Source organism: Pseudomonas sp. P105 (genome assembly GCF_032614175.1).
Lineage (GTDB): Bacteria > Pseudomonadota > Gammaproteobacteria > Pseudomonadales > Pseudomonadaceae > Aquipseudomonas > Aquipseudomonas rhizophila.
Genome location: NZ_CP126693.1, coordinates 1,665,220 through 1,677,565, shown reverse-complemented (window position 1 = coordinate 1,677,565; position 12,346 = coordinate 1,665,220). Strand labels below are relative to the sequence as shown.

11 protein-coding genes and 1 pseudogene are annotated in these 12,346 nt (G+C 61.6%); 6 read left to right on the top strand and 6 right to left on the bottom strand.

The window, feature by feature from the left end:
- Nucleotides 1-54: 54 nt before the first annotated feature.
- On the bottom strand, nt 55-624 hold the full coding sequence (locus tag QOM08_RS07610; RefSeq protein WP_139050839.1) for an NAD(P)H nitroreductase: 570 nt from the start codon (nt 622-624) through the stop codon (nt 55-57).
- A gap of 183 nt (nt 625-807) precedes the next feature.
- On the opposite strand from QOM08_RS07610, the gene QOM08_RS07605 reads away from it, so the two are divergent.
- Nucleotides 808-2,262, top strand: a complete 1,455-nt coding sequence (locus QOM08_RS07605) for a TrkH family potassium uptake protein (protein ID WP_076385864.1) — start codon at nt 808-810, stop codon at nt 2,260-2,262.
- On the opposite strand, the pseudogene QOM08_RS07600 reads toward QOM08_RS07605, so the two are convergent.
- A pseudogene (locus QOM08_RS07600) lies at nt 2,219-3,275 on the bottom strand (AraC family transcriptional regulator). The gene QOM08_RS07605 and the pseudogene QOM08_RS07600 sit on opposite strands and share 44 nt — an antisense overlap.
- A gap of 161 nt (nt 3,276-3,436) precedes the next feature.
- On the opposite strand from QOM08_RS07600, the gene QOM08_RS07595 reads away from it, so the two are divergent.
- Nucleotides 3,437-3,748 (top strand): DUF962 domain-containing protein, encoded by a 312-nt coding sequence (locus QOM08_RS07595; protein WP_047226210.1) that lies wholly within the window; start codon nt 3,437-3,439, stop codon nt 3,746-3,748.
- A 20-nt stretch (nt 3,749-3,768) separates the two neighbouring features.
- Entirely contained in the window at nt 3,769-4,359 is a 591-nt protein-coding gene (locus tag QOM08_RS07590) for an HD domain-containing protein (protein WP_188251126.1), read from the top strand.
- Between the two features lie 123 nt (nt 4,360-4,482).
- Here QOM08_RS07590 and QOM08_RS07585 read toward each other — a convergent pair whose 3' ends face one another.
- Entirely contained in the window at nt 4,483-5,301 is an 819-nt protein-coding gene (locus QOM08_RS07585) for a UDP-2,3-diacylglucosamine diphosphatase (protein WP_047226208.1), read from the bottom strand.
- 134 nt (nt 5,302-5,435) lie between these two features.
- Here QOM08_RS07585 and QOM08_RS07580 point away from each other — a divergent pair, with 134 nt between their 5' ends.
- Together QOM08_RS07580 and QOM08_RS07575 are read left to right on the top strand one after the other, a co-directional pair.
- A complete protein-coding gene (locus tag QOM08_RS07580) occupies nt 5,436-6,185 on the top strand; it encodes a helix-turn-helix transcriptional regulator (RefSeq protein WP_076385868.1) in 750 nt (249 codons plus the stop codon).
- A gap of 92 nt (nt 6,186-6,277) precedes the next feature.
- Nucleotides 6,278-7,171, top strand: coding sequence for a DMT family transporter (locus QOM08_RS07575; RefSeq protein ID WP_076385870.1), 894 nt, complete (start codon nt 6,278-6,280; stop codon nt 7,169-7,171).
- Here QOM08_RS07575 and QOM08_RS07570 read toward each other — a convergent pair.
- Complete coding sequence (locus QOM08_RS07570) at nt 7,165-7,452, bottom strand: SelT/SelW/SelH family protein (RefSeq protein WP_047226205.1); 288 nt, start codon at nt 7,450-7,452, stop codon at nt 7,165-7,167. The genes QOM08_RS07575 and QOM08_RS07570 overlap by 7 nt on opposite strands.
- Before the next feature lie 71 nt (nt 7,453-7,523).
- Between QOM08_RS07570 and QOM08_RS07565 the strand changes: the two genes are divergently transcribed.
- Nucleotides 7,524-9,725: a patatin-like phospholipase family protein gene (locus QOM08_RS07565; RefSeq protein ID WP_316912765.1), complete on the top strand. Its 2,202-nt coding sequence runs from the start codon at nt 7,524-7,526 to the stop codon at nt 9,723-9,725.
- Nucleotides 9,726-9,851: 126 nt separating this feature from the next.
- Here the strand turns inward: QOM08_RS07565 and QOM08_RS07560 are convergent, their stop codons facing one another.
- Nucleotides 9,852-11,777, bottom strand: a complete 1,926-nt coding sequence (locus QOM08_RS07560) for a FimV/HubP family polar landmark protein (protein WP_316912764.1) — start codon at nt 11,775-11,777, stop codon at nt 9,852-9,854.
- 93 nt (nt 11,778-11,870) lie between these two features.
- Nucleotides 11,871-12,305 carry a MarR family transcriptional regulator gene (locus QOM08_RS07555; RefSeq protein WP_047226202.1) on the bottom strand — a complete coding sequence of 145 codons (435 nt, stop codon included), beginning with the start codon at nt 12,303-12,305 and terminating at the stop codon, nt 11,871-11,873.
- Nucleotides 12,306-12,346: the final 41 nt, after the last annotated feature.

Here is a 12,346-nt window from a genome sequence, read left to right as displayed (position 1 = left end):
ATTTATCCCCTCGCCACAGATAAGTCCTTTTCACCACAAGAGCTGCGCCAGACGCTAGACCTGCGGGCCCGTCCACTCCCGGACAAACTGACCGACGTCTTCCTTCGGCGCCGTGCGTGCTTCTTTCTGCGGTGTGCCCAAGTAGAGAAAACCGATCACCTCTTCCCCGTCCTCAAGACCAAGCCCCTTGGCCACATGAGGTGAATACGCCAGCTCACCCGTACGCCAGACTCCGCCCACCCCTTGGGCATACGCCGCCAACAGGATTGCGTGGGCCGCACAGCCGGCCGCCAGCATTTGTTCGGATTTGGGAATCTTGAAATGGTCCTGCAACCGTGCAATCACCACCACGACCAGCGGCGCGCGCAGCGGGCCGTTGAGCGCCTTCTCCACGACGGCCTCGGCTACCAGCGGATCATTGAACCGCGCTGCTTCGGCCAGCAGCTCGCCCATGCGATGACGCGCCTGCCCTTCGACCGTCAGAAAACGCCATGGCCGCAACTGGCCATGATCCGGAGCCCGCATCGCCGCGGCGAACATGACCTCGCGCTGTTCGGCGGTAGGCGCCGGGTCCACCAGGCGCGGGACGGAAACACGGTTGAGCAAAGCGTCGAGAGCCTGCATCGGCCACCTCCTGAAAAAATGTCCAGCTATTCTAGTGGCTTGTACGGCGAGTTCGTTAGCTCAAATTCCGCAACCAGAAGTCCATTACGCAGGCCACTGGCCTCACGCGCCACCGGGTGCCGGTTTACATGCCGCTTGTCGCGGGTAGAATGACGCCCTTCCCTTTCAGCCCGAGCGGACTTCATGGCGTTGCCGACCCTACGGATCATTGGTTTCATCATCGGCATCTTCCTGATCACCCTGGCGATCTTCATGGTCGTGCCCATGGCCACCTTGCTGATCTTCGAGCGCACCAACGACCTGCCATCGTTCCTCTGGTCGAGCATGATCACTTTTGTCGCCGGCCTGGCCCTGATCCTTCCCGGACGCCCGGAACACGTGCATCTGCGGCCCAGGGACATGTACCTGCTGACCGTCAGCAGTTGGCTGGTGGTGTGTATCTTTGCCGCGTTGCCCTTCCTGCTGACCCAGCACATCAGCTACACCGACTCGTTTTTCGAAAGCATGTCCGGGATCACCGCCACCGGCGCCACGGTCCTGAGCGGCCTGGATAACATGTCCCCCGGCATCCTGATGTGGCGGTCGTTGTTGCACTGGCTCGGCGGGATCGGCTTCATTGCGATGGCGGTGGCGATCCTGCCGCTGTTGCGCATCGGTGGCATGAGGCTGTTCCAGACCGAATCCTCCGACCGCTCGGAGAAAGTCATGCCCCGCTCCCACATGGTGGCGCGGCTGATCGTGGCGTCCTATGTAGGCATCACCATTCTCGGCACCCTCGCACTGTGGTGGGCGGGGATGAACCTGTTCGATGCCATCAACCATGCGATGTCGGCGATCTCCACCGGCGGGTTCTCGACGTCGGACAAATCCCTGGCCAAATGGACCGAACCGGCGGTGCATTGGGTCACTATCGTCATCATGATTCTCGGCAGCCTGCCGTTTGCCTTGTACGTCTCGACACTGCGGGGCAATCGCCGGGCGCTGATCAAGGACCAACAGGTCCAAGGCCTGCTGGCGGTGCTGCTGGTGACCTGGGTGGTACTGGGCACCTGGTATTGGGCGACAACCGACCTGCACTGGCTGGAGGCCCTGCGGCATGTGGCGTTGAACGTGACGTCGATCGTCACCACCACAGGCTTCGCGCTGGGAGACTACAGCCTGTGGGGCAATTTCTCGCTGATGTTGTTCTTCTACCTGGGTTTCGTCGGCGGCTGTTCCGGTTCGACGGCCGGCGGGATCAAGATCTTCCGCTTCCAGGTTGCCTACATCCTGCTCAGGGCCAACCTCAAGCAATTGATCCACCCGCGCGCGGTGATCAAGCAGAAATACAACGGCCACCGCCTCGACGAAGAAATCGTACGCTCGATTCTCACCTTCTCATTCTTCTTCGCCATCACCATCTGCGTGATCGCCCTGCTGCTCTCGCTATTGGGCGTGGAATGGATGACCGCCCTGACCGGCGCGGCCAGCACCGTGTCCGGCGTCGGCCCGGGACTGGGAGAGACCATCGGCCCGGCCGGCAACTTTGCGCCGCTGCCGGATGCGGCCAAGTGGATTCTGTCGGCTGGCATGCTGCTGGGCCGACTGGAGATCATCACCGTGTTCGTGCTGTGTATCCCGGCGTTCTGGCGTCACTGACCGGGCTGGCCGTTTGACCGCGCCCGGTATTCGCCGGGCGTTGTGTCGAACCAGCGTCGAAAGGCCCGGAAAAAATTGCTCGGGTCGGCGAAGCCCAGCAGATAGGCGATTTCCAGCAGGGTCAGGGCCGGCTGCGCCAGATACTGTTCGGCCAGTTCGCGGCGGGTATCATCGAGCAAGCTCTGGAACGTGGTGCCCTCTTCCTGCAAGCGTCGCTGCAAGGTGCGCTGGGACAGGTGCAGCGTCTGCGCCACCACGTCACGCTTAGGCTCGCCCCGTGGCAGCAGCCGGCACAACACTTGCCGGGTCTGGTGGGTCACGCGGCTTTCGGAAAAACGCGCCAGGTATTCACCGGCAAACCGGTCGTGGAGCTGCGCCATGGCCTCGTTGGCGGTGGGTAACGGTGCTTCCATGTCACTACGTTCGAAGATCAACGCGTCGTAAGGTGCGCCGAACATCAGTGGCGCGGGAAACGCCTGTTGATAAGGCGCCAGATCAACCGGTTCGGCGCCCTGGAACAGCACCTTCATCGGGTGCAGGGTGCGTCCGGTCAACCAGTTGCACATGGCCAGCGCACAAGCCAGGGAAGCCTCGGCACTCTGGCGGGTGGGCGGGAGATGGTCGCCATGCACTGTCAGAACCAACCCGTAGCCCCCCTCCATCTGACGAAAGCTCAGGTCGGCGCTTTCAGCGATGATCCGCTGATAACGCACGAGCCGCTGGAAACCTTCGACCAGCGTGCGGCTGGACATCAAGGCATACCCGACCACGTGAAACGACGCCGGGCGCACCACTTTACCCATGTTCAAGGCGATGGCCGGGTTGCCCGACAACTCCACGGCGCGTTGCCAGAGTCGGGTCATCGAATCCTGGGGGAAACGTGCATCCGGATCTTCCAGCGCGTCATAGTCCAGCCCCAGCTGTTTGAACAGCATCCGACAATCCAGGCCGTCCATTTCCAGTGCCTTGACAATCCCCATCGCCCAGCTTGAAGAAGTCGTTCGTTCGCTCATGACGTTTTACTTGCATGACGAGCCGCAGGGTACGGCTGGATTTGCGAAGGATACTAAAGTGGCGCCCATTGTCACTGGTCGTTGCAAGTGATCGCTCTAGACTTCAATCAAACCGTTGGTCGCCCAGAACCAACAGAACAATAACCACAGAGCCCGCAGTCGTGGAAAACACCAGACGCTTCAATACGTTCGCTGAGTTTTACCCTTATTACCTCAGCGAACACAGCAACAGCACCTGCCGGCGCTTGCACTTTATCGGCACCTCCCTGGTCATCCTGATTGTTGCCCTGGCTCTGATCGTCGGCAACGGCTGGTGGCTGATCGTCTTGCCCATTGCCGGCTACGGCTTTGCCTGGGTCGGGCATTTCTTCTTTGAAAAGAACCGTCCCGCCACGTTCCAGCACCCGTTCTACAGCCTGCTCGGCGATTTCGTCATGTACCGCGACATGCTGCGGGGCAAAGTTGCGTTCTAGCCACTCTCAAAGGACTGCCCATGAACTCCCACGCGCGCTTTACCCACATGAAGGACGGTACTGAGGAAGACTGGGCAATCATCGCTGCCGACTTCAGCGCCTATGCCCGGCAATTACCGGGTCGAATCCTGACCCATTTGAAGTTGCTGGACGGCGATTTCGGCGGTTTTCCGGTGGATCGCCTGACCCATTCCCTGCAAACCGCCACCCGCGCCTATCGTGACGGACGGGACGAGGAATATGTGATCTGCGCCTTGCTTCACGACATCGGCGACACCTTGGGCAGCTACAACCACCCGGACATTGCCGCCGCCATCCTCAAGCCGTTCGTCAGCGCCGAAAACCTGTGGATGGTGGAGAAACACGGGATATTCCAGGGCTATTACTTCTTCCATCACCTGGGCATGGACCGGCACCTGCGCGAGCAATTCAAAGCGCATCCCCAATACCAGGCGACCATTGATTTCTGCGCCCGATACGACGCCGCGGCGTTCGATGCCGAGTACGACACCCTGCCGTTGAGTTTCTTCGAGCCGATGCTGGAAAGGCTGTTTGCCGCACCGAAGCAGTCGATCTACAAGGCGGCGATGGCTGAACAGGTTCAAGCCTGACTGATTGCTGGGATCGCTATGCGGTCCATCGCGGGCAAGCCTTGCTCCCACAGGTAGTGCTTGCTCTCGCAGGCTGTGAATACCTGTGGGAGCAAGGCTTGCCCGCGATGGCGTCAGATCGGCTCACGCCGGTTCGGTGACTTTCAACTCAGCCCGGATCAACGCCTCCCGCGCCTGGGCATCGGCCAACCGATACAACTCGATCGAGCCGTCCCAATGCTCGATCAGCGCCGTGCACGACTCGACCCAATCGCCACAATTGAGATACTCCACCTCGCCCACCCTGCGCATCTCGGCATGGTGGATGTGTCCGCACACCACACCGTGCAGTTCACGCTTCACACATTCATGGGCGATGGCTTCTTCGAAGTCGCTGATGAAGCTGACCGCCGTCTTGACCTTGTGCTTGAGGTACGCCGACAACGACCAGTAACCGTAGCCATAACGGGCCCGCCAATGGTTGAGCCAGCGGTTCAGGGTCAGGGTGAACTCGTAGGCCGAATCGCCAAGGAATGCCAGCCAACGGTGGTACCGGGTGATGACATCGAACTGATCGCCATGGATCACCAGCAAATGCCGGCCGTCCGCGGTGACGTGCACCGCTTCGTCCACCAATTGGATATTGCCCAGGATCAGCTTCGAATATCGCCGCAGAAATTCGTCATGGTTACCGGTGACGTAGATCACCTCGGTGCCGCGCTTGCTCATGGTCAGCAAGCGGCGAATGACGTTGGTGTGAGCCTGTGGCCAGTACATGCCGCCGCGCAGCTTCCAGCCGTCGATGATGTCACCCACCAGGTAGATCTTGTCGGTATGGTAGCCCTTGAGAAACTGCGACAAATGCTCGGCCTGGCAGTCCCGGGTGCCCAGGTGCACATCGGAAATCCATAAGGTGCGAACACGCTGTTTGCGGCTGGGTCTGGCGAGCTCGGCGCTGGTCATGGGCAACCCTCTGATCGTTTTAGCCACTGTGCCTTCCTGCGGTTAATACCCCATGACAAACACAAGTCCGTTACATGACAGCGCGAAGCAGCGTGGCCTCGGTGTATGCTGACGGCCTGCCCCGGGAGACCGAGATGAGACCGACCCTGACGCTACGCCATTACAGCCACGACCTGATTGTCCACAGCCACGACCACGCCCAACTGGTGTTCGGGTTGTCCGGGCTGTTGGATTTCGAGGTCGAAGGTTGTGGCAGCCAGGTCGTGCAGCAGAGTTTCGTGGTGATACCCGCCGGTGCCCATCACGCCTGCGGCAGCCCCCGTGGCAGCCGTTGCCTGGTGCTGGATGTGCCGAGCGATGATTGGATCGGGCAAGCCTTGGGTGATCACGCCGACGCCAGCCGCCGATTGCTCGACAATGCCGCGCGCAGGCCCCTGGATGCGGGGCAAAGCCAGTTGGTCAGCTGGCTGGCGGGCAGCCCGGTGGACGACCCGGTGATCGCCCAACAAGGGGCCGTGCTGCTCCTGGCCAGCCTCAATGGCACTGGCCAGGACATCGTCGGCGGCCGGCGCCTGCCCTATGCGGCGCTCAACGCCCACATTGACCAGTACGCCGCCTATCCGCTGCAAGTGGCGGACCTGGCCCAGGTCGCCGGGCTCTCCAGTGCCCGCTTGCATGCACGCTTCGTCGCCGAATGCGGGCAAACCCCGATGGACTACATCCGCAGTCGCCGTCTACACAAGGCGGTGGACCTGCTGCGTGATTCGCAACTGCCCATCGGTGAAATCGCCCACCGGGTCGGTTATAGCTCGCAAAGCGCCTTTGCCGCCGCAGTGCTGCGCGAATTCGGCGCCTCACCGGGCAAGCTGCGGCGCCAGCGCTAGCTTCGCGCTAAAAAACGCGAGGATCGCGACAGACATGAACGGCCGGTAGCGGGTTCAATACCCAGACGCTCAACCGTTGGACAAGGATCGCAATGACTCCCCGTACCGCCCTCGGCGCCCTGCACATTGGCGCACTCATGTTTGGCCTGACCGGTGTATTCGGCAAGCTCGCCGCCGCCTCGCCAGCGGTCATTGTGTTCGGCCGCGCCGTATTCGCCGTGCTGGCCCTGGCGTTTTTTGCCCGCTTCGCCAGCAGCGCCCGCTGGCACAAGCTCCACGCACAGGACCTTCGACGCCTGCTGCTGGGCGGCCTATTGCTCGCCGGGCACTGGGTGAGCTTCTTCATATCGGTCAAAGTCGCCGGTGTGGCAATCGCCACGTTGGGCTTTACCAGCTTCCCGGCCTTCACGGTGCTGCTCGAAGGGTTGATTTTCCGCGAGCGGATCCGTGCCAATGAAATCCTGTTGGTGGCAATGGTAAGCATCGGCCTGGTGCTGGTCACACCGCACTTCGACCTGGCCAGCGGCGCCACCACCGGCCTGCTGTGGGCCGTGCTTTCGGGGTTGCTGTTCTCGCTGCTTTCGCTGGTCAACCGCGCCGGTTCCACACGGGTGCCGCCGGTACAGGCCGCTTTGTGCCAAAACCTGGTGGTCGGCTTTTGCCTGTTGCCAATGGCAGCGCCGCAACTGATTGACGTGCGCCCTGTCGACTGGCTGTGGATCGCCCTGCTGGGGGTGTTCTGCACCGGCCTGGCCCATAGCCTGTTTGTCGCCAGCCTGGCGGTGATCAAGGCCCGCACGGCGGCGGTGGTGTTTGCCATGGAACCGGTCTACGGCATCACCATCGCCTGGTTGCTATTCGATGAAAACCCGACGTTGCGCATGCTGCTGGGTGGCGCGCTGATCATCGTCGCGATCGTGATGTCGAGCCAACTCAGTGGCGGCACAAAGAAACCGGGTGTAAGCGCCCAAGCCGCGTCTCACTGAACCCGGTCGTTGTGGCCCAGGTCCCGCTCCGGGTCGATCCGGTCGCGGACCCGCTGCTTGAGAACCTTGGCCTCGGGAAAACCACCATCGGCCTTGCGTTCCCAGATCTGCGTGCCATCGCAACTGATATGAAACACCCCACCGGTGCCCGGCACCAACGACACCTTGCCCAAGTCGTCGCTAAACGTGCTGAGCAGTTCCTGAGCCAGCCAGGCGGCGCGCAGCAGCCACTGACATTGCGTGCAATAGGTGATGACGACTTCCGGTTTGTGCTCGGTCATTGCGGGTGAACTCCTGGGGGCAAAGGCATCGCTATAATACCTGCCTTTGATTGCCCGCCCCGAGATTGACGATGCGCCGCCTGCTGCCTTGCCTGCTTCTGCTACTGCTGCCCCTGCTCGTTCATGCCAACGAGCCCGCCGTCGAGGCGCCGCGTCCGAAAATCGGCCTGGTACTGTCCGGCGGCGCCGCCCGGGGCCTGGCCCACATCGGGGTGCTCAAGGCCCTGGAGGAGCAAGGCATCCAGATCGACGCCATCGCGGGCACCAGCATGGGCGCAGTGATCGGTGGGCTGTATGCCTCAGGTTACAAAATCGACGAGTTGGAAAAACTCGCCTTGGGCATCGACTGGCAACAGGCCCTGTCCGACGCTCCGCCGCGCAAGGACGTGCCGTTCCGGCGCAAGCAGGATGACCGGGACTTTCTGGTGAAACAGAAACTCAGCTTTCGTGATGACGGCAGCCTCGGCCTGCCCTTGGGCGTTATCCAGGGGCAGAACCTGGCCCTGCTGCTCGAAAGCCTGCTGGCCCACGCCAGCGACACCCGGGACTTCGACAAACTGCCAATCCCTTTCCGCGCCGTGGCGACCGACATCGCCAGTGGCGAGAAGGTGGTGTTTCGCAAGGGCCACCTGCCCAAGGTCATCCGCGCCAGCATGTCGATCCCGGCGGTATTCGCGCCGGTGGAACTGGACGGCCGGGTGCTGGTGGATGGCGGCATGACCGACAACATCCCGCTGGATGTGGCCCGGGAAATGGGCGTGGACAGGGCCATCGTGGTGGACATCGGCACCCCGCTGAGCACCCGCAAGCAATTGGTCACCGTGATCGACGTCCTGAACCAGTCGACCACCCTGATGACCCGGCGCAACTCAGAAGAACAATTGGCAACGCTCAGAGAAGACGATGTGCTGATCCAGCCGGCCCTGGCGAGCTTCGGCGCCACAGACTTCGGCCGCGCCCAGGAAATGATCGACGCCGGTTACCGTGCAGCCCAAATACTCGAGGCCCGCCTGGCGCACCTGCGCCCCACGGAGCCGGCCGACCCCGAGCTCATGGCGGCGCGTACCCCAAGCGAGCGCACGCCGGTCATCACCGCCATTCGCGTGGAGAACGACTCCAAAGTCGGTGACGACGTGATTCGCTATTACGTTCGCCAGCAAGTCGGCGAGCCGCTGGACCTGGGTCGTTTGCAGACCGACATGGGCACGTTGTACGGGCTGGATTACTTCGAGCAGGTGCAATACCGCGTAGTGCACAAGGCCCCGGACCATACGCTGGTCATCAGTGCCCGGGGCAAACGCACCGGCACCGATTACCTGCGGCTGGGGTTGAGCCTGTCGGACGACATGCGCGGCGACAGCGCTTTCAACCTCGGCGCCAGCTATCGGGTCAATGGCATCAATCGCCTCGGCGCCGAGTGGCTGACCCGGGCACAGATTGGCGACAAGCAGGAGCTGTACAGCGAGTTCTACCAGCCGCTGGATGTCGGCTCGCGCTACTTCATCGCACCCTACGGGCAATTCGAATCCCGCAACGTCGAGTCCATCCTGGACAACGACCCGGTGGCCCAGTACCGCGTCGAACGTTATGGCTTTGGCCTGAACCTGGGCCGGCAGATTGGCAACAGCGGCGAAATCCGTTTCGGTGTCGGCCAAGCCTGGGGCGAGGCAGATGTACGCATTGGCGATCACGACCAGCCCAGCGAAAGTTTCAATGAAGGCTTCTACGACCTGAAGTATTCATTCGACTCCTTCGACAATGTGTACTTCCCCCATGAAGGCGAAGACATCGGCCTGACCTGGCGCCAGTATGAGCCGGGATTGGGTTCCGACCAGCGTTACCGCCAATGGGAACTCAATCTGGACAAGGCGCTTAGCCACGGCCCGGACACCTTCATCCTCGGTGGGCGTTACGGGCGTACCCTGGACACCGCTGAAGTGGTGACTTCAAGCTTTGTCCTCGGTGGTGCGCGGCAACTGTCGGGCTTTCGCCAAGACGGCATCTCCGGGCAGAACATAAGCCTGATGCGCGCTGTGTATTACCGCAGGCTCACACCGCGAGCCTACCTGCCGCTGGATTTCCCGCTGTACATCGGCGGCTCCCTGGAACGCGGCCGGGCGTGGAACAACGACAATGAGTTCGACAGCGGCTACATCAATGCCGCCAGTATTTTCCTGGGGTTTGATACGCCATTGGGGCCACTGAATTTCAGCTATGGGTTTAACGATGATGACGAGCGGGCGGTGTATCTGAATCTGGGGCAGACGTTTTGATGGCCCTGTATCCGCAGCAGCCCCCACATTGGTTTCGTGTCGTTCGCGGGCTTGGCGTTCACCGCAAATCCCCTGTGGGAGCGAGCCTGCTCGCGAAGGGGCCGGCAGGCTCACTAATAAAGGACTTCAGCGAATCCCCGCCAGGAGCACGCGCGCGGTTTGCCTGAGAGGTTCGTTGCCCTCTTCGAGCAACTCTTCCAGCAGTGCGACGGCGGTTTTCAGATCGCCATCGTCAATGCAGTTCTGCGCTTGCTCCAGCTTGTCGGAGTGTTCCGGTAACTGAGGCTCTTGGTGGACAGGTTCGAGGGCCATAGGCTCCAGTTCCAGCGACTGCTCTTCATCGGCAAACCCGTCGAGAAATGCATCGTCCAGCGATTCAGTTTCCGAAGGTGCGCTCCACTGCAGGTCCGGCGCGTCGAAACTCGAAAGCGACAAGTCCCCAAAGCCTTCGGGCGCAACAGGTGTTTTTTCAGTGGTGCTGTGCTGCGGCTCGGCAAGGTCCCAACTGGTTTCCATGGACAGCGCATCCAGATCGAGTTCGAACTCGTCACTGGACGCAGGAGCGACGTCAGTCAGCGGCGGCTGAGGTTCTGTAACCATGGGCGCGGCCACCGCGGCGACCTTCGGATAACGCCCGCGGATTTCTTCGAGTGTGCTGACGTCAATGCCCTGCGCCAACAAATGATGTTCCTGGGCCTGGAAACCGATGGTATCGCCCTGCTTGCCCAGCACTTCCAACAACTTGAGGCCCAGGTCGGTGCGCGCGGGCTCTGTCAGCAGCGCGGCGCGCAGTAATCCCGCCGCTTCGGTGAAACGACCGTAGGTCAGGTAAATCCCGACCCCTTCCAGCACGTCCCCCAAAGGTGCATCACCGTTGCTGAACGACGTGGCGGCCTCAGGCTGTTCCGTGTCGGCGGTCGAAGCGTAGGTTTGGGTGTCGTCTTCCAGCATCGGTTCAGGACGCTCGGGCAGGGGCTCCATTTCCGCCTGTTCTTGCTGCCGCCGACGAAGGAACAGCAATAACCCGAGCAACCCCAACAGCCCCACCAGCGCTGTTATCCACAGCCAGTTAATGCCCTCCTCTGGTTCCGGGACCGGTTCTGTGACGGGTGGTGCTTGATCTGGCGGCGCGGGGGTTGCGGCAGGCACAGACTCCGGCTGCGCAGATTCAGCAGGGGCTGGCGTGAGCTCGGCCAGTTGTGTCTGCAACTCGCTGATCTGCTTGCGCTGACTCGCGATTTCTTCGTCCTGGGATTGGAGCAGCGCCTGCAGTTGCTCGATGGTTTTTTGTTGCTGCTCGTTTTGCAGCACGCTGGCGGCCAGTTGCTCGTCGGACACGGCGGAGGCCGGGACGGCAGCCGTTTCTGCCGCTGATGGCAGCACCGCAGAATCGGGCAGCAATAAACGCTGGCCCACGGAAAGCCGGTCACTGCCGGGGTTCAGGGCCTGGATGCCCTGCATCAGCTCATTGACCGAAGCATTGCTGCCGGCGTCATGCAGGCGTTTGGCGATGGACCAGGGGTTGTCTCCCTGCACGACGGTATAGCGCTTGCCTTGAGTAGCCGCAGGCGGCTTGATCGCAGGCGTTGCCTGGGCCGCGGCGGCTGGCTCGTCCCGCGCCGGTACGATACCCGGCGTGCCCGGTGGGTCGATCAGCACGGTGTATTCGCGCAGCAGACGCCCGTTGGGTTGATTGAGCTGCACCAGGAAATTGAGGAAGGGTTCCTCCACCGGTTTGCTGGAGGTCACCCGAATGTAGCCGCGCTCGCCGCGCAGCACTGGCGTGAAGCGCAAGCTATTGAGATAGAACACCCGCTCCACGCCGGCACGGCTGAAATCGTCCGCGCTCGCCAGGCTGGCCGACAAATCGCTTTCACTTACCCCGGTCACATCGACCAGGGCGATATCGGCACGCAACGGCTGATTCAGCGCGGAATGGAGGGTGATCTCCCCAAGCCCCAGCGCCGATGCCAACGCCGAATACCCCATGGCTGCCACGACTACCAACACGTTGAGCCAACTGCGCAACGTGCACTGCAAACTTACAAGCATGGGCATCCCTTTTGATTACCAGACTGAGCGCCTAAGTACTGGTTATAGTTCGCGAACCGCCGAATCTCAAAAGTCTGATGCCTGGGATATGCCTCAGGATTTTTCCAGATTGGCCAGAATCGTGCCATGGACCCGCATGCACACGCGCATGTCGGCTTCATCGACCCCCTCGAACAACTCGCGGCGCAGTTGCGTGGCAATGGTTTCGATCTGTTCGATCAGCGGCAGCGCCGGTGCACAAAGCACGATTTTCTTGGCACGACGATCCTCGGCCACGGCCTGACGCTGCACCAGGCCCTGAGCTTCCAGGCTGTCGAGCAACCGGGCCAGGGTCGGGCCTTCGACAGCGACACTCTGGGCCAGTTCGCGCTGGGTCGGCGCCTGTTCGAAACGGGCCAGGTGCAACAGCACCAGCCAGCGGGCCTGAGACAGACCCAACCCGGCCAGGCGACGATCCAGCTCGGCACGCCAGCCTCGAGACATTTGCGCCAACTGCATGCCAAAACGGTGTTGATCGGTTAACGGCATAAAAAAACTCATCAGATCTGAAATAGAGAAAAACTAATTAT

What these genes read in the sequence shown, in the direction of transcription:
- QOM08_RS07610 (WP_139050839.1), bottom strand. Translation starts at nt 624, where the DNA reads ATGCAGGCTCTCGACGCTTTGCTCAACCGTGTTTCCGTCCCGCGCCTG.
- QOM08_RS07605 (WP_076385864.1), top strand. Translation starts at nt 808, where the DNA reads ATGGCGTTGCCGACCCTACGGATCATTGGTTTCATCATCGGCATCTTC.
- QOM08_RS07590 (WP_188251126.1), top strand. Translation starts at nt 3,769, where the DNA reads ATGAACTCCCACGCGCGCTTTACCCACATGAAGGACGGTACTGAGGAA.
- QOM08_RS07585 (WP_047226208.1), bottom strand. Translation starts at nt 5,301, where the DNA reads ATGACCAGCGCCGAGCTCGCCAGACCCAGCCGCAAACAGCGTGTTCGC.
- QOM08_RS07580 (WP_076385868.1), top strand. Translation starts at nt 5,436, where the DNA reads ATGAGACCGACCCTGACGCTACGCCATTACAGCCACGACCTGATTGTC.
- QOM08_RS07575 (WP_076385870.1), top strand. Translation starts at nt 6,278, where the DNA reads ATGACTCCCCGTACCGCCCTCGGCGCCCTGCACATTGGCGCACTCATG.
- QOM08_RS07570 (WP_047226205.1), bottom strand. Translation starts at nt 7,452, where the DNA reads ATGACCGAGCACAAACCGGAAGTCGTCATCACCTATTGCACGCAATGT.
- QOM08_RS07565 (WP_316912765.1), top strand. Translation starts at nt 7,524, where the DNA reads ATGCGCCGCCTGCTGCCTTGCCTGCTTCTGCTACTGCTGCCCCTGCTC.
- QOM08_RS07560 (WP_316912764.1), bottom strand. Translation starts at nt 11,777, where the DNA reads ATGCTTGTAAGTTTGCAGTGCACGTTGCGCAGTTGGCTCAACGTGTTG.
- QOM08_RS07555 (WP_047226202.1), bottom strand. Translation starts at nt 12,305, where the DNA reads ATGCCGTTAACCGATCAACACCGTTTTGGCATGCAGTTGGCGCAAATG.